At 72.6% G+C, this 16,471-nt stretch carries 11 protein-coding genes; 7 read left to right on the top strand and 4 right to left on the bottom strand.

What is annotated here, in order from left to right:
* Positions 1-422: 422 nt before the first annotated feature.
* Positions 423-2,663 carry a serine/threonine-protein kinase gene (locus ACZ5VD_RS09860; protein WP_468681828.1) on the top strand — a complete coding sequence of 747 codons (2,241 nt, stop codon included), beginning with the start codon at positions 423-425 and terminating at the stop codon, positions 2,661-2,663.
* 54 nt (positions 2,664-2,717) lie between these two features.
* Positions 2,718-4,283, top strand: coding sequence for a phytoene desaturase family protein (locus ACZ5VD_RS09855; protein WP_468681826.1), 1,566 nt, complete (start codon positions 2,718-2,720; stop codon positions 4,281-4,283).
* Between the two features lie 7 nt (positions 4,284-4,290).
* Here ACZ5VD_RS09855 and ACZ5VD_RS09850 read toward each other — a convergent pair whose 3' ends face one another.
* Positions 4,291-5,082, bottom strand: coding sequence for an SDR family NAD(P)-dependent oxidoreductase (locus ACZ5VD_RS09850; RefSeq protein WP_468681823.1), 792 nt, complete (start codon positions 5,080-5,082; stop codon positions 4,291-4,293).
* Positions 5,083-5,168: 86 nt separating this feature from the next.
* Between ACZ5VD_RS09850 and ACZ5VD_RS09845 the strand changes: the two genes are divergently transcribed.
* Complete coding sequence (locus ACZ5VD_RS09845; RefSeq protein ID WP_468551965.1) at positions 5,169-6,020, top strand: helix-turn-helix transcriptional regulator; 852 nt, start codon at positions 5,169-5,171, stop codon at positions 6,018-6,020.
* A 4-nt stretch (positions 6,021-6,024) separates the two neighbouring features.
* Here the strand turns inward: ACZ5VD_RS09845 and ACZ5VD_RS09840 are convergent, their stop codons facing one another.
* Entirely contained in the window at positions 6,025-7,797 is a 1,773-nt protein-coding gene (locus ACZ5VD_RS09840; protein ID WP_468681821.1) for a serine hydrolase domain-containing protein, read from the bottom strand.
* A gap of 169 nt (positions 7,798-7,966) precedes the next feature.
* On the opposite strand from ACZ5VD_RS09840, the gene ACZ5VD_RS09835 reads away from it, so the two are divergent.
* From ACZ5VD_RS09835 to sigJ, 3 genes are all read left to right on the top strand, one after another.
* Entirely contained in the window at positions 7,967-9,091 is a 1,125-nt protein-coding gene (locus tag ACZ5VD_RS09835) for an NAD(P)H-dependent flavin oxidoreductase (protein WP_468551967.1), read from the top strand.
* A complete protein-coding gene (locus tag ACZ5VD_RS09830) occupies positions 9,088-10,641 on the top strand; it encodes an acyl-CoA synthetase (protein ID WP_468551968.1) in 1,554 nt (517 codons plus the stop codon). The genes ACZ5VD_RS09835 and ACZ5VD_RS09830 overlap by 4 nt, the downstream gene beginning before the upstream one ends.
* Positions 10,642-10,862: 221 nt before the next feature.
* On the top strand, positions 10,863-11,729 hold the full coding sequence (gene sigJ / locus ACZ5VD_RS09825; protein ID WP_468551969.1) for an RNA polymerase sigma factor SigJ: 867 nt from the start codon (positions 10,863-10,865) through the stop codon (positions 11,727-11,729).
* A 42-nt stretch (positions 11,730-11,771) separates the two neighbouring features.
* On the opposite strand, the gene ACZ5VD_RS09820 is transcribed toward sigJ, so the two are convergent.
* On the bottom strand, positions 11,772-14,192 hold the full coding sequence (locus tag ACZ5VD_RS09820) for a penicillin acylase family protein (RefSeq protein WP_468681819.1): 2,421 nt from the start codon (positions 14,190-14,192) through the stop codon (positions 11,772-11,774).
* A 109-nt stretch (positions 14,193-14,301) separates the two neighbouring features.
* Between ACZ5VD_RS09820 and ACZ5VD_RS09815 the strand changes: the two genes are divergently transcribed.
* Positions 14,302-15,801 carry an acyl-CoA synthetase gene (locus ACZ5VD_RS09815; RefSeq protein WP_468681817.1) on the top strand — a complete coding sequence of 500 codons (1,500 nt, stop codon included), beginning with the start codon at positions 14,302-14,304 and terminating at the stop codon, positions 15,799-15,801.
* A gap of 125 nt (positions 15,802-15,926) precedes the next feature.
* On the opposite strand, the gene ACZ5VD_RS09810 is transcribed toward ACZ5VD_RS09815, so the two are convergent.
* Complete coding sequence (locus ACZ5VD_RS09810) at positions 15,927-16,262, bottom strand: protein-tyrosine phosphatase family protein (protein ID WP_468681814.1); 336 nt, start codon at positions 16,260-16,262, stop codon at positions 15,927-15,929.
* Positions 16,263-16,471 lie beyond the last annotated feature (209 nt).

Below are 16,471 nucleotides of genomic sequence, written 5' to 3'. Positions count from 1 at the left end.
CGCCCCCGCCTCGCGGCCACGACCGAGGCGCGCGCGGTGGACGACTTCCTCCTCCGCCCTCGGCGCGCCCCCTCCTCCGCTCTCCGGCGCGCCCCCTCCTCGTCCCGGCGCGCGAGAGGCCGTCGCGGTTCGTGGCGCTGTACGGCGTACGCCGTACAGCCGCCGTACGTCCGGGAGTTGTACGGCAGACCGGCCCCGAACCCTCCACCGTCACTCACCAGTCGCGTCCCACTGGCACCCTGCCGCGCCGCGTTTCCGCACGGCTGTGCCGGCCACTCCCGCCCCCCCCCACATCCTGCGCGCCATGGCCAGCCTCGGCCCGGCCTCCCGCCCGGCACCGTACAAACTCGGACGACGGCTCGCCATACTGGACGAGCCAGGGGAGGGCGGAACGCGTTGACGACGGGGGCGGTCGCAGGAGTATGGGGGACAGCAGGCTTATCCAGGGCCGGTACCGACTGCTCGATCTGATCGGGCGCGGCGGTATGGGCGAGGTGTGGCGGGCGCGCGACGAGTCGCTGGGCCGACATGTCGCCGTGAAGTGCCTCAAGCCGCTCGGCTCGGGCCACGACCAGGCCTTCACCGGGGTCCTGAGAGAGCGGTTCCGGCGCGAGGCCCGGGTGGCCGCCGCTCTCCAGCACCGCGGGGTGACCGTCGTCCACGACTTCGGCGAGTACGACGGCGTCCTCTACCTGGTCATGGAACTACTCGACGGCCGCAACCTCAGCCAGCTCCTGGAGGACAACAAGCAGCACCCGCTGCCCGTGGCCGACGTCGTCGAGATCGCCGACCAGGTCGCCGCCGCCCTCGCGTACACGCACCGGCAGGGCATCGTGCACCGCGACCTGAAACCCGCGAACATCGTGCGGCTCACCGACGGCACGGTGAAGATCTGCGACTTCGGCATAGCCCGCCTCGGCGCCGACATCGGCTTCACCTCCCGGCTGACCGGTACCGGCATCGCGATGGGCACCCCGCACTACATGTCGCCGGAGCAGATCGGCGGCTCCGAGGTCGACCAGCGCAGCGACCTGTACTCGCTGGGCTGCGTGCTCTACGAGATCGCCACCGGGGCACCGCCGTTCGACCTCGAAGACGCCTGGGCGATCCTCATCGGCCACCGGGACACGCCACCCCGGCCGCCGCGCAGCCACCGCGCCGAGCTGCCCGTGTACCTGGACCGGGTCATCCTGGACCTGTTGGCCAAGCAGCCCGGGGAACGCCCGCCCGACGCACGGGAGTTGGGCCGTCGGATCAGCGTCGGCCGGACCAGTCCGACGTACGTGCCGACCGTCATCACCCCGCAGCCGGACCTGCGGCCGCCCGAGTCCCTGCGGCCCCGCGAGGTGCGCCTGCCGTCCTGGACCCAGGGCATGACCACCGGACACAAGGCCACCGGCGCCGGTCTGGGCACCTCGCCCCCGGACGCCGGAGCGGGTCTCACCGGCGAGTGGATCCCGCGAGCGCTCACCGGCCGGGCCGAGGATCCGGTGCCGCAGGAGCCGCCCGCCCCCTCCGCGGAGACGGTCGCCGCCCTCGCCGGACGGCACAACGCCGGGCTCAGCCTGGGGCGGCTGGGGCGTTGGGCCGAGGCCGGCGAGGTGCACCGCGCGGTCGCCGCGGAACGCGAGCACGTCCTGGGACCCGAGCACCCCGACACACTCGCCAGCCGCTACGAGGTCGCCTTCACCCTCAGCCGCACCGGCCGCGCCGCCGACGCCCTGCGCGAGTACAAGCATGTCACCCGCGCCCGCAGTATCGCGCTGGGCCCCGACCACCCCGACACCCTCGCCGCCCGCCAGGAAATGGCGTACGTACTGGGCCAGTTGGGTCGTCACTTCGACGCCCACCAGGTCTACAACTCGGTCCTCGCCGCCCGCGAGAGCGCCATGGGACCCGATCACCCCGACACCCTGCGCTGCCGCCACAACCTCGCCTTCAACCTCAGCAGGCTCGGCCGCCTGGAGGACTCGTACCGGATGGCCTGCGAGGTGGCCGACGCCCGCGCCCGCGTACTGGGCCCGCACCACCCCGACACCCTGGTCACCCGGTACGAGGTCGCCTACGCGCTCGGCCAGTTGGGCCGCTGGCCGGAGGCCCTGACGGCCTATGGCGAGGTCGCCGAGGCCCGCGCCCAGGCTCTTGGCCCCGACCACGTCGACACCCTCGCCGCCCGCTACGAGATCGGCATCAGCCTCGGCCGCCTCGGCCGCAGCACCGAAGCCCTCCAGCTCTACCGGGACCTGATCGACGACCGCGCCCGCGTCCACGGCCCCGCCCACCCCGAGACCCTCCGCGCCCGCCACGGACTCGGCGTCAACCTCGGCCGCCTCGGCCGCTGGGAGGAGGCGCTCGCCGAGTCCCGCGACGTGTGCGCCCTCCGCGAGCGTGTCCTCGGCCCCGACCACCCCGACACCCTGGTCAGCCGTCGCGAGGTGGCCGTCGGCCTCGGCTGGCTGGGCCGCTGGCCCGACGCGCTGACCGAGTACCGGCGCGTCGCCGCCACCCGCGAACACATCCTGGGCGCCGACCACCCCGACACCCTCGCCAGCCGCAACGACGAGGCCCACTGCCTGGAACAGCTCGGCCGGGGCGCGGAGGCCGTGGAGCTCTACCGGAGGGTGGCGGTGCTGCGGCAGCAGCGGGCGACCGGTGGCGGCTAGTCTCCACGCGGCCCATCTCTGGCCGATGTGGATCACCCCGTGTTACCAAGAACCATGCCTGCACACGAGGGACACCGGACCTACGACGCCGTCGTGATCGGCGGCGGCCACAACGGCCTCGTCGCCGCCGCCTACCTGGCCCGGGCCGGACGGTCCGTGCTGGTGCTGGAGCGGCTGGACCACACCGGCGGCGCCGCCGTCTCCACACGGCCCTTCACCGGCGTGGACGCCCGGCTGTCGCGCTACTCCTACCTGGTCAGCCTGCTGCCGAAGAAGATCGTCCGGGACCTCGGCCTGGACTTCCGCGTCCGCACCCGCACCATCTCGTCGTACACCCCGGTGGAACGGGGCGGCCGTCCGACCGGGCTCCTTGTCGGCGGCGGCGATCGGCGCACCCGGGAGGCGTTCGCACGGCTCACCGGCGGGGAGCGCGAGTACGAGGCCTGGCAGCGCTTCTACGGCATGACCGCGCACGTGGCCGGGCGGGTCTTCCCGACCCTCACCGAACCGCTGCCGACCCGCGACGAGCTGCGCGCCCGCATCGACGACGAGGACGCCTGGCGGGCCCTCTTCGAGGAACCCATCGGGACGACCATCGAGGAGCGTTTCGACGACGACCTGGTGCGGGGTGTGGTCCTCACCGACGCCCTCATCGGGACCTTCGCCGACGCCCACGACCCCGCACTCCCGCAGAACCGCTGCTTCCTCTACCACGTCATCGGTGGCGGCACCGGCGGCTGGGACGTGCCCGTCGGCGGTATGGGCGCCCTCACCGACGCCCTCGCCGACGCGGCACGTCAGTCGGGCGCCGTCCTCGCCACCGGGCACGAGGCCCTGCGGATCGACACGGACGGCCGCGCCGCCGAGATCACCTACCGCACCGCCGACGGCGAGAACACCGTCACCGCCCGGCACGTCCTCGTCAACGCCTCCCCGCGGGAACTGGCCACGCTCACCGGCGACCGGCCGCCCGCCGCCGCCGAGGGCGCCCAGCTCAAGGTGAACATGCTCCTCACCCGGCTGCCCCGGCTGCGGGACGAGGCCGTCGACCCCCGTGAGGCGTTCGCCGGCACCTTCCACATCGCCGAGGGCTACACACAGCTGGCCACCGCCCACGCCCAGGCCGCCGCGGGCCGGCTGCCCGCCGCCCCGCCCTCCGAGATCTACTGCCACTCGCTCACCGACCCGACGATCCTCGGCCCGGACCTCGTCGAACAGGGCTACCAGACACTGACGTTGTTCGGTCTGCACACCCCGGCCCGGCTCTTCGACCGGGACAACGACGCGGTCCGCGAGGAACTCCTCAAGTCGACGCTCGCCCAACTGGACGGCCATCTCGCCGAGCCCCTCGCGGACTGCCTGGCCACCGACGCCGACGGCCGGCCCTGCATCGAGGCGAGGACTCCCCTGGACCTGGAGCGGGACCTGCGCCTCCCCGGCGGCAACATCTTCCACCGCGAGCTCACCTGGCCGTACACCCAGGAGGACACCGGCCGCTGGGGAGTGGAGACCCCGCACGCCAACGTCCTGCTGTGCGGGGCGGGCGCGGTGCGCGGGGGAGGGGTCAGCGGGGTGCCGGGTCACAACGCGGCGATGGCCGTGCTGGAGCAGACCGACTGACGATCCCTCAGGCCCGCATCCCCCCGTCGACCCGCAGCACCGTCCCCGTGACGTAGGACGCGCGGTCGCTCAGCAGCCAGGCCGCGGCCTGGGCGACCTCGTCGGGGTCGGCGGCCCGGCCCAGCGGGGTCTGGGCGTTGAGGTGGTCGATGATGCCGGGCGTGTTCGCCTCCCACGCGTCGATCATCGCGGTCAGTGTGGTGCCGGGCGCTATGGCGTTGACGCGGATACCTTCCGGGCCGTAGGTGGCGGCCGCCGACACGGTCAGGCTGTTGAGCGCCCGCTTCGCCGCACCGTAGGCGGGCAGCAGCGGGTTGGCCCGCAGGCTGCCGACGCTGGAGGTGTTGACGATCGCCCCGGTCCGCGCGGTGGCCCGGATGGCGGCGATCTCCGCGTTCATGGCCACCCAGGGCCCCTTGAGGTTGATCTCCAGCACGTGGTCGAAGTCGGCCTGCGGCAACTGGTCCATCGGGCCGGGCTGCTGGAGCGTCGCGGCGTTGTTGAAGGCCACGTCGAGTCGGCCGTACAGCTCTACGGCCCGGTCGACGGCGGCGTGGATGCTCGCCGGGTCGGCGAGGTCGCACCGCACGTGGTCCGCGGTGCCGCCCGCGGCCCGGATCTCCTCGGTCACCGCCTTGAGTTCGGTCTCGGTGCGGGCCGCGAGGAGCACCCGCGCGCCCTCCCGGGCGAACAGCCGGGCGGCCGCGGCACCGATGCCGCGCCCGGCGCCGGTGACGAAGGCGACCTTGTCGGCGAGCAGGCCGGTGTACGTGGGGGGAGTGATCGTGGTGTCGGTCATGGAGCCGAGCCTGCACCGGGCCGCGCCGCTCATCCAGGCACCGGCGGTACCTGGATGAGCGTCCGGCCGCCGCGCACACTGGAGGAATGGACCGACGAGAACTGGCCGGCTTCCTGCGCGGCAGGCGCGAGCGCATCACCCCCTCCGACGTGGGGCTGCCCGCCGGGTCGCGCCGCCGCACCCCGGGGCTGCGCCGGGAGGAGGTGGCGCAGCTGGCGTACATCTCCACCGAGTACTACACCCGCCTGGAGCAGGCCCGCGGACCGCACCCGTCCCGCGAGGTACTGGCCCGACTCGCCCGCGCCCTGCGCCTGTCGGACGCCGAACGCGACCACCTCCACCACCTCGCCGGCACTCCGCCGGGTCCGCCGCCCGGTCCCTCCCGCGAGGTGCGGCAGAGCATCGTCGACCTGCTGCAGCGGCTGCCGCAGGCGGCGGCGCTCGTCCTGTCGGCGACCTTCGAGGTCATCGCCTGGAACGACCTGGCCGCCGCCCTCCTGGAGGACTTCTCCGCGCTGCCCCGCCGCGACCGCAACCTGGTCCGGCGGGCCTTCCTGGAGCCCTACCGGCAGTCCCGGCGGCTGTACAGCGTCTCCGACGCCGACGAGTTCGCCCGGACCGCGGCCCAACAGCTGCGGGCCGCCGCCGCCCGCTACCCCGACGATCCGGAGGTCACCGGACTCATCGACGAACTCCTGACGGGCAGTGCGGAGTTCGCGCGTCTGTGGGCCGCCCACGACGTGACCGCACGCCCCACCCTCTGCAAGACCATCGACCACCCGGTCGTCGGCCCCGTCACCGTCGACTGCGATGTCCTGGACATCACCGACCGGGACCAGCGGGTCGTCATCTACACCGCGACCCCGGGCACCCCGGCCGAGGAGGCGCTACGGCTGCTGTCGGTGATCGGCACCCAGCGCCTGGACGTACCCGGCTGAGCCGTCAGTCGGCCGACACGGTCCAGCCCCGCGCCTCGATCCGGGCCGCGTCCGCCGGACGCGCCCCGTCGAAGAGGACCCCGTCGGCCGCGCGGACCCGCAGTCCGTCGACGTACGCCCCGCGCCCGACGTACATCCGGTCGGTCGTGTACCGCCAGCGCAGGCCCAGCCGCCGGGCGGCCGGAAGCTCGGCCGTGAGGTGGTGCCAGAGGTGGCCGGACCAGCCGGTGACGGTGCCCGCGGGGTGCTCCTGCGGCTGCTCCCCGTGGCGGGTGGTGGTGAACGGGACGGGCCGCCAGGTCGTGCCGTCGTCGGAGGTGGCTTCCAGGGCGAGCACATCGGCGGTCGGCTCGGTGTCCCACCACAGCGCGCAGCGCAGCCGTGCGGCGCCCGAGGCGGTGTCGAGCGGGGGCAGCGCGAGCGTGGCGGTCGTGGCGCTCGCCATTCCGGAGAACCATGCGGTACGCCCCTCGGCGGGACGGACCCGCACCGCGCGGGCCAGGTGGTTCCCGGCGGCCACCCGGGGCGCCGATCCGGACCGCCAACCGCGCACCGGGTGCACCGAGTTGCCGAGGACGACCAGGAACGAGTCGGTCGTCGGGTCCAGCACCAGCGAGGTGCCGGTGAAGCCGGTGTGCCCCGCTGTGCGCGGGGTGGCCAGGGCGCCCATGTACCAGTGCTGGTAGAGCTCGAAGCCGAGCCCGTGCTCGTCACCGGGGAACGCGGTGTTGAAGTCGGTGAACATCAGCTCCACCGACTCCGGCCGCAGGATCCGGGTCCGGCCGTAGGACCCGCCGTTGAGCAGCGTCCGGCCCAGGACAGCCAGGTCCCACGCGGTGGAGAACACGCCCGCGTGGCCCGCGACCCCGCCGAGGCTGAAGGCGTTCTCGTCGTGCACCTCGCCCCACACGAGCCCTCGATCCAGCCCCGACCAGGGCTTTCGCGCATCCTCCGTGGCGGCGATCCGCGGTTTCCAGGAGGCGGGCGGGTTGTAGCGGGTGTGACGCAGCCCGAGCGGGGCGGTGACCTCGTCGTGCAGCAGGGTGTCGAGTGCGCGGCCCGTGATCCGCTCCAGTACCAGCTGGAGCGAGATCAGGTTCAGGTCCGAGTAGAGGTAGGCGGAGCCGGGCGGGGTGATCGGCGCCTCCTGCCAGATGAGCCGGAGCTTGTCCTCGTGGGTCGGCGCGTTGTAGAGCGGGATCCAGGCGCGGAACCCCGAGGTGTGGGTGAGGAGTTGACGGATCGTGATGTCCTGTTTGCCCGCCGCGCCGAACTCCGGGAGGTGGGCGGCGACCCTCCCTTCCAGCTCCAGCGCGCCCCGCTCGATCTGCTGCACGGCGAGGAGGGAGGTGAACAGTTTCGACACCGAGGCGAGGTCGAAGACGGTGTCCTCGGCCATGGGGATCTGCTGGTCGGCGGGGAACTCGACGCCGGTGTCGGTCTTCTCGTCGTACGCCCGGTAGCGCACCGCCGTGCCGATGGGCTGGTGCAGGGCCACCGTGCCGCCGCGCCCCGCGAGCAGCACGGCTCCCGCGTACCAGGGGTGCCGGGGAGAGGGGCCGAGGAACGCCTCGGCGTCGGTGACGAGTTGACGCAGCGGGCCGGGGAGCAGACCGGCGCGCTCGGGGGAGCCGTGCCGCAAAGTCCGGTGCGCGGTCCGCGGGGCGGGGGTCGCCGGGCCCGCCGGGAAGGGCGCGATGGCGAGCGCGCCGCCCAACGCCAGGGCGCGTCTGCCCAGTTGACGCCGGGTCGGTCCACCGGGCGTGCCTTCGGTCATCGGGGCCTCCCACGACACCGTACGGAACCCGTCTGCCGGGGTCACCGTGTGCGGTGGAACTTTCGTGTCGGGCGGGGCTCCTGTCAACGTGCCACGCGTGGACCCATTTATCTGACGGAGCATCAGAAAACCTCTTCCGTCGTCCGGAGGACTGCGGCATCCTGCGCCCATGCAGACGGAGCTGAGCAGGACACTGGGAATCGAGCACGCCGTCTTCGGCTTCACGCCGTTCCCCGCCGTCGCCGCGGCCATCAGCCGGGCCGGCGGCCTCGGCGTGCTCGGCGCGGTCCGCTACACCGCGCCCGACGACCTCAAACGCGACCTCGACTGGATCGAGGCGCATGTCGACGGCAGGCCGTACGGCCTGGACGTCGTCATGCCCGCTAAGAAGGTGGAGGCCCCGGACCACCAGACGCTGACGGAAGCCGATGTCGAGGCGATGATCCCCGAGGCGCACCGGCAGTTCGTCCGGGACACCCTCGCCAAGTACGGCGTCCCCGAACTCGCCGAGGGCGAGGCCTCCGGCTGGCGCATCACCGGCTGGATGGAGCAGGTCGCCCGCAACCAGCTCGACGTGGCCTTCGACTATCCGATCCGGCTGCTCGCCAACGCCCTGGGCTCCCCGCCGGCCGACGTGGTGGCCCGCGCCCACGAGCAGGACGTGCTCGTCGCCGCCCTCGCGGGCAGCGCCCGGCACGCCCGCAAGCACCAGGAGGGGGGCATCGACATCGTCGTCGCCCAGGGCTACGAGGCCGGCGGCCACACCGGCGAGATCGCCTCCATGGTGCTCACCCCCGAGGTCGTCGAGGCCGTCGACCCGCTGCCCGTACTGGCCGCAGGGGGGATCGGGAGCGGGCAACAGGTGGCGGCCGCACTGGCCCTCGGCGCCCAGGGTGTGTGGCTGGGCTCCCTGTGGCTGACCACCACAGAGGCTGACATGCACTCGCCCGCCGTGACCCGGAAACTGCTCGCCGCCGGCTCCGGGGACACCGTCCGCTCCCGCGCCCTCACCGGAAAACCGGCCCGCCAGCTGCGCACCGAGTGGACCGACGCCTGGGACGACCCCGACGGCCCCGGAACCCTGCCCATGCCCCTGCAGGGCCTGCTGGTCGCCGATGCCGTCTCCCGCATCCAGAAGTACGAGATCGACCCGCTGCTCGGTACGCCCGTCGGCCAGATCGTCGGCCGGATGAACAGCGAACGCAGTGTCCAGGCCGTCTTCGACGACCTCACCCGCGGCTTCGAGAAGGCCGTCGACCGTGTCAACCGCATCGCCGGAAGGAGCGGCACATGACGACCACACCTCCCGCAGGCTTCTGGGCCCAGGCCATGGCCGACCCCGACCGCACGGTTCTCATCGCCCCCGACGGGGAGCGGTGGAGCGCCGGGCGGCTGCACGCCGCCGTCAACCGGCTCGTCCACGGCCTGCGCGCCGCCGGGCTGGAGCGCGGCGACGCCTTCGCCGTCGTGCTGCCCAACGGACCCGAGTTCTTCACCGCCTACCTCGCCGCCAGCCAGGCCGGCTTCTATCTGGTCCCCGTCAACCACCACCTCGTCGGCCCCGAGATCGCCTGGATCGTCGCCGACTCCGGATCCAAGGTGCTCCTCACCCACGAACGGTTCGCCGGCCCCGCCCGCCACGCCGCCGACGAGGCCAGCCTCCCGGCCACCCACCGGTACGCCGTCGGCACGGTCGAGGGCTTCCGGCCCTACGCCGAACTCCTCGACGGACAACCGGAGTCGCCGCCCGCCGACCGCACCCTCGGCTGGGTCATGAACTACACCTCGGGCACCACCGGCCGACCGCGCGGCATCCGGCGCCCACTGCCCGGCAAGCTCCCCGAGGAGGCCTACCTCGGCGGCTTCCTCGGCATCTTCGGCATCCTCCCCTTCGGCGACAACGTGCACCTCGTCTGCTCGCCGCTCTACCACACGGCCGTGCTCCAGTTCGCCGGCGCGTCCCTGCACATCGGCCACCGGCTGGTCCTGATGGACAAGTGGACGCCCGAGGAGATGCTCCACCTCATCGACGCCCACGGTTGCACGCACACCCATATGGTCCCGACCCAGTTCCACCGGCTGCTGGCCGTGCCGGACGACGTGAAGGCGCGCTACGACGTCTCGTCCATGCGGCACGCCATCCACGGTGCCGCCCCGTGCCCCGACCACGTCAAGCGCGCGATGCTCGACTGGTGGGGGCCCTGTGTGGAGGAGTACTACGCCGCCAGCGAGGGCGGTGGCGCCTTCGCGACCGCGGAGGACTGGCTGAAGAAGCCCGGCACGGTCGGCAAGGCCTGGCCGATCAGCGAACTCGCGATCTTCGACGACGACGGCAACCGGCTGCCGCCCGGCGAACTCGGCACGGTCTACCTGAAGATGAACACCGGCGGCTTCTCCTACCACAAGGACGAGGACAAGACGCGGAAGAACCGCATCGGCGACTTCTTCACCGTCGGCGACCTCGGTCTCCTCGACGAGGACGGCTATCTCTTCCTCCGCGACCGCAAGATCGACATGATCATCTCGGGCGGCGTCAACATCTACCCCGCCGAGATCGAGTCCGCCCTGCTCGCCCACCCCGCCGTCGCCGACGCCGCCGCCTTCGGCATCCCGCACGACGACTGGGGCGAGGAGGTCAAGGCCGTCGTCGAGGCCGCCCCCGGCCGGCAGCCCGGGCCCGACCTGGCCGCCGAACTCCTCGACCACTGCGCCGAGCGGCTCGCCGGCTACAAGCGGCCCAAGAGCGTCGACTTCATCGACGAGATGCCGCGGGACCCCAACGGCAAGCTGTACAAGCGGCGGCTGCGGGACCCGTACTGGGAGGGACGTACGCGACCCGTGTGACCGCCGTGAAGCTCCCGAGTCGATCCGGGTCTTCGACGGATCCTTCGGGCGGCAGGTCGCCATCATGAACGGCGTGCGCGGGCGGACGACGCGCACGCCGTCCCTACCGCCTCCCGGCGTACCTGTCACGCCGGGTGGCGCGACTGGGACACAGCGGAGTTGACTGGGGCATCCGCACTGATGGCGACCACCGCACCGAACGACTGGGAAGGACACGGAAATTGGAAACCCCGGAGCCGGCGACCGAGCAGTTCGAGACAAATCGCCCCCTGCTGCTCGGGCTCGCCTACCGGCTGCTCGGCAGCATGTGGGACGCCGAGGACGTCGTCCAGGACGTCCACCTGCGGTGGACCGGCACCGAGCGCGCCGGGATCCCCGAACCCCGGGCATTCCTCGTCACCCTCATCGCGCGGCGCGCCGTCGACCGGCTCAAGGCCGCCCAGGTGACCCGTGCCGCCTACACCGGGCCCTGGCTGCCCGAACCGGTGGCCACCGACGCGCTCGGCCCACTGGGCTCGACCGCGCTGCGGGACACCGTCGCCTTCGCCACCGTCCACTTGATGGAGCGCCTGTCACCCTCGGAGCGCGCGGTTTTCGTCCTGCGCGAGACCTTCGAACTCCCTTACGGCGAGATCGCGCGGATCCTCGACGCCACCGAGACGAACTGCCGGCAGATGCATCTGCGCGCCGGGCGCCGACTCGCCGCGCGACGCGACCGGTTCGCCCTCTCCGAGGACGATCACGCGAAGCTGCTGGCGCGGTTCCTGGAGGCTTCGCAGAGCGGCGACCGGACCCGGCTGATCCCCCTGCTGAGCGAGGACGTCGTCGCCTGGAGCGACGGCGGCGGCAAGGTCCGGGCCGCCCTGTGGCCCGTCGAGGGCCGCGAGCAGGTCATCGCCTTCGCCGCGGACCTGGTCGCCCGCTACTCCTTCGGCGCGCCGCGCCGCGTGGACGTCAACGCCCGCCCCGCCCTCGCCATCACGGTCGACGGCATCGACCAGCTCGTCACGATCGACGTCCGGGACGGCCGTATCGACGGCCTCTACGCCGTCCTCAACCCCGACAAGCTCGGCCACATCGTCACCTGACCGGGAGTGTGGTCCCGCCCCGTGTGGGACGGGACCACAGGTTCAGCGCTCCCGTACGAAGACGATCTTCAGCGCCGGCGAGGACAGGATGTCCCGCTCACAGAACCGGGACGTCACCCACCTCTCACCGGAGAACAACCGGGTCTGGTCGCTGAAGTGCGACGAGTGCGGATTCGAGGACTGGGAGTACGTCAGCAGCGTCCGGGCCACCGGGCAGCGGCCGCCGTCCCAGCCCACGGCCTGGATGTAGCTGGAGCCCGTCGTCACCTCCGTGTAGCCGCCGCCCGCCGGATTCCACACCGGCTCGACCTTGTTCCACACCCCCAGCGACTCCGTGCCGCCGGGAACGGGGATGCGCCGCCCGTCCCGTACGACGAACTGGTGCTCCCCGAGCCGGGAGCCGAGCGCGATGCCCGCCGCCCGCAACTCGCCGACCGCGTCCGCGAGGGCGGTGGCGAAGCCCGGCGCGGCCGTGTTGAGCGTGTTCGGCGTCCGGACCGGGTCCGCCGCGGAGAACGGCACCTTCCACAGCTGCGCGGCCGGCACGAGGGCCGTGAGCCGGCGCCAGAACCGGTCGAAGAGCAGCGCCCCCCGGCTCCCGGTGTCCGTCGTCCGGTCCCACGCGGCGATCACCGCGCAGGCCTCCGTGACATCGACGGCCTTGCCGTCAGTGCCCGTCGCGGTGGAGCCCGGCAGCGCGGCGCACGCCTTCGCCGCGTCGTCGGCGGTCAGGTCACCGGCGGGCACCCGGTTGGCGAACTGCTGCGCCTGCAGATCCCGAACGGTCAGGCCGCCTTCCCCGGCCAGCGCCGCCACGTCCTCGACAGCGCCCCGTGTCCGCATCGACCGCTGGGTGCCGACCGTGCCGAAGACCCGCTCGTACCCGGTCAGCGGCCGGTCCGCGTTGGCCAGCCAGGCACTGTCGTTGGAGTTCTCCGCGTACGGGGCGTCCTTGAGGGTCGGCATCCGCGCCGGGCCGAAGGTTCCCGGCTGCACGGCGTCCTCGTCGTTGCCGAGCGCGCAGTCGCCGCGCGAACCGTCGAGGATCGCGAGCCCGGACGAGGGGTAGGTGACCCGGCCGAGACCGGTGGAGCAGCGCTGGGCCAGTTCGTCGGTGATCCGCGGAAGCACCTGCGACTGCGTGAACAGCGTGTGCCCGCCGGAGTCGGCGGCGACCGTGTTCACCCAGGGCAGCCCCTGTGTGCGCGTCAGCGAGCCGAGGACCTGGGCCGTGCTGCGGGCCTTGCCGAAGCCCAGCGCGGTGTCGGAGGCGCGCAGGTTCGCGGCGTTCGGATCGTTGAGCGCGTACGCCGTCGTGGCCGTCCACGGCAGCGGCAGCGCGGCACCGAGCGAGGTGACGACCGGGCCGTACCGCGTCCACCACTGGGTCCGCGACACCGCGGTGCCGTCCTTGACCGCCACGGTGACCGTGCGTTTCGTCATCCGCTCCGACCTGCCGTCGACGAGATACGCCGTCGGGTCGGCCGGGTCCAGCGTCAGCTGGTGGAGGTTGAGGGGGACGCCCGTCGCGACGGTGTGGCTCCACGCCACATGTGCGTTGTGCCCGATGGACACGGTCGCCGAGCCGAGCAGGGAGCCACCGGAGACGTTGAGCTCACCGGGAATGGTCTGCTGCGCCTGCCAGAAGCGCCGCCCGCCCTGCCACGGGTAGTGCGGGTTGCCCAGCAGCAGGCCGCGGCCGTTCGCCGTCGTGGCGCCGCCGAACGCGACCGCGTTGGACCCCATGTCGGCGGTGTCGGCGAGGAGCTCACGCGCCGCACGGGCGGTGTCCTGGGCGTCCGGAGCGGCAGGCGTGACCCGCGAGGCCGTCGTGGTGCCGGTCGGCGGCTGCGCCGCCGTGATCCCGTCCACGCCACGGCCCTGCCCGCCGAGCACGGACAGGGCGAAGCCGCGCGCCGCCACGTCCAGGGCCGTCACCGGTCGCACCCAGTCGGCACCCCGGCACGCCGGGTCGGTGACCCGGTTCTGCTTCAGCCAGGCGTTGTAGCCCGCCGCGAAGCCCCGCATCAGGTCCTTCGACTGCCGGCTCGGTCCGCGCGGCGCCGGCTCGGCGAGCAGCTTCTCCACCGTGCCCGCCTCCCGCACCCCGCGGAAGTAGAGGTCGCTGGAGAGGTTCTTCGCGGCCGAGGAGAGCGAGAGGTCCGGCGCCGCGTCGGGCCCGAAGAAACGCGAGCGGTCGCCGCGTACGGTCAGGAAGCCGTCGGCGAGCGTGCACACCTGGTCGGCGGCCTGCGCCCACCCGGTACCGAAGCCGAGGTTCGCGTAATCCTTCGCGACGATGTGCGGAATGCCGTACTCGGTGTAGCGGACGACGGCGGACAGGCCGCCGCGGGACGGGTGTTCGGATCGCTCTCGGCTCTGTGCGGCGGCCTCCGGCAGGGCGGTGGCGGCGGTGAGCAGGGCGACGGCCGCGACGACGGTTCGTCTGAGGCGGGTGCGCATCGTGCCTCCCAACGTCATTGAGGGAAGGGATGGTTGAGCGTACCGGCAGGTAGGTGTCCGGCACCCCGGTGCTTGACCTCCTTCTGCCGTGGAACGAGGATCATGTGTCATGACGCCAGGACACGGCAGCACGGTTGACGGGGTGCTGCGACGCAGCGCCCGACGCACCCCGGCACGGGTCGCCGTGGAGTACGGCGACCGCGCCTGGACCTACCAGGAGCTCGACGAGGCCGTGTCCCGCGCGGCGAGTCTCCTGCTCGACCAAGGCCTCGCCCCCGGCGACCGGGTCGGCTCCTACGGCCACAACTCCGACGCCTACCTCATCGGCTTCCTCGCCTGCGCCCGCGCGGGCCTCGTCCATGTGCCGGTCAACCAGAACCTGACCGGCGACGACCTCGCCTACCTCGTCGGCCAGTCCGGCAGCTCCCTGGTCCTCACCGACCCGGACCTCGCCGGCCGGCTCCCCGCCGGTGTCCGCACCCTGCCCCTGCGCGACGCCGAGGACTCCCTGCTGGCCCGGCTGCCCTCGACGCCCGCCTACGACGGCCCCGAACCGCGCGGCGACGAACTGGTGCAACTGCTGTACACCTCCGGGACGACGGCCCTGCCCAAGGGCGCGATGATGACGCACCGCGCCCTGGTGCACGAGTACCTGAGCGCGATCACCGCCCTCGACCTCAGCGCGGGCGACCGGCCGGTGCACTCGCTGCCGCTCTACCACTCGGCCCAGCTGCACGTGTTCCTGCTGCCCTACCTCGCCGTCGGGGCGACCAACGTCATCCTCGACGCGCCGGACGGCGACCGTCTCTTCGACCTGATCGAGGCCGGCCGCGCGGACAGCCTGTTCGCCCCGCCCACGGTCTGGATCGGCCTGGCGAACCGCGCGGACTTCTCCTCCCGTGACCTGAGCGGTCTGCGCAAGGCCTACTACGGCGCCTCGATCATGCCGGTGCCCGTCCTGGAGCGGCTGCGTGAACGCCTCCCCAAACTCGCCTTCTACAACTGCTTCGGCCAGAGCGAGATCGGCCCGCTGGCCACCGTCCTGGCCCCCGAGGAGCACAAGCGCCGCATGGACTCCTGCGGCCGGACCGTCCTCTTCGTGGACGCCCGGGTGGTCGACGAGGACGGCAAGGACGTGCCCGACGGCACGCCCGGCGAGATCGTCTACCGGTCCCCGCAGCTCTGCGAGGGCTACTGGGACAAGCCCGAGGAGACGGCCGCGGCCTTCCGAGACGGCTGGTTCCGCTCCGGCGACCTCGCGGTGCGCGACGCCCAGGGCTTCTTCACGATCGTCGACCGGGTGAAGGACGTCATCAACTCCGGTGGCGTGCTGATCGCCTCACGCCAGGTCGAGGACGTGCTCTACACGCACGACGCCGTCGCCGAGGTCGCCGTGATCGGCCTCCCCGACGAACGGTGGATCGAGGCCGTCACGGCCGTCGTCGTGCCACGCGGCGAGGTCACGGAGGAGGACCTCATCGCCCACGCCCGCGAGGAACTCGCCCACTTCAAGGCCCCGAAGCGGGTGGTGTTCGTGGAGGAACTGCCGCGCAACGCGAGCGGCAAGATCCTCAAGCGGGAACTCAGGGAACGGTTCTCCGGCGCCTAGCGGCCCTGTCGCCCCCGGCGTACCCGGCACTCCGCGGTGGCGGCGTACCCCGGAGGCGCGCCCTCGGACCGCGCGACAGAGGGAGGGCTTTGGCCTCCGGTCCGGTCTCCTGGGGGTCAACAGGGCTATGACCGCCGTGAGTCGGGTGCGTCGGTGGTGAAGACCCGGCGGATGAACCGCCGTTGCCAGGGCATCTCGACCGCCCGGGAGTGGTAGGTGTGCCGTGTCCAGACGACGGCCTCCTCGGGATCCATGCCCTCGAAGACGCACATCGCGGACAGTGCCGTACCGGTCCGCCCGACCCCGCCCCCGCAACAGACCTCGACACGTTCGGTCCTCGCGCGGTCGTAGGCGAGGCGGAGCTGACGCATCGCGTCATCGGGGTCGGTGGGCAGCCAGAAGTCCCGCCAAGGCACCCAGAGGGACTCCCAGGGCGGCTCGGGCGGCCGGCGACCCGTCAAGTGCACGGCGAGCGTGGGTTTCTGACCCTCCGGCAGGTCATACCTCAGACCCCGCCCCCGCATCAGCCGTCCCGAAGGAAGCCGGATCACTCCCGGAGTATCGGTACTCCACAGTTCGGTCATCATGACTCCCGTCTCGATCGGACACGGAGAACACCGATCGACCAGGAGCCCCCGCACCACACGAGGTTACGCAAGCACGTCTCACG

It is taken from the genome of Streptomyces sp. NPDC032822, from assembly GCF_055578825.1.
The sequence above is the reverse complement of the archived record's forward strand: the minus strand, read 5'-3'. Positions and strand labels throughout refer to the sequence as shown.

Coding starts and splice junctions, on each gene's coding strand:
- ACZ5VD_RS09840 (WP_468681821.1), bottom strand. CDS start 7,797: ATGACCGAAGGCACGCCCGGTGGACCGACCCGGCGTCAACTGGGCAGA.
- ACZ5VD_RS09830 (WP_468551968.1), top strand. CDS start 9,088: ATGACGACCACACCTCCCGCAGGCTTCTGGGCCCAGGCCATGGCCGAC.
- ACZ5VD_RS09850 (WP_468681823.1), bottom strand. CDS start 5,082: ATGACCGACACCACGATCACTCCCCCCACGTACACCGGCCTGCTCGCC.
- ACZ5VD_RS09835 (WP_468551967.1), top strand. CDS start 7,967: ATGCAGACGGAGCTGAGCAGGACACTGGGAATCGAGCACGCCGTCTTC.
- ACZ5VD_RS09820 (WP_468681819.1), bottom strand. CDS start 14,192: ATGCGCACCCGCCTCAGACGAACCGTCGTCGCGGCCGTCGCCCTGCTC.
- ACZ5VD_RS09855 (WP_468681826.1), top strand. CDS start 2,718: ATGCCTGCACACGAGGGACACCGGACCTACGACGCCGTCGTGATCGGC.
- ACZ5VD_RS09860 (WP_468681828.1), top strand. CDS start 423: ATGGGGGACAGCAGGCTTATCCAGGGCCGGTACCGACTGCTCGATCTG.
- ACZ5VD_RS09845 (WP_468551965.1), top strand. CDS start 5,169: ATGGACCGACGAGAACTGGCCGGCTTCCTGCGCGGCAGGCGCGAGCGC.
- ACZ5VD_RS09815 (WP_468681817.1), top strand. CDS start 14,302: ATGACGCCAGGACACGGCAGCACGGTTGACGGGGTGCTGCGACGCAGC.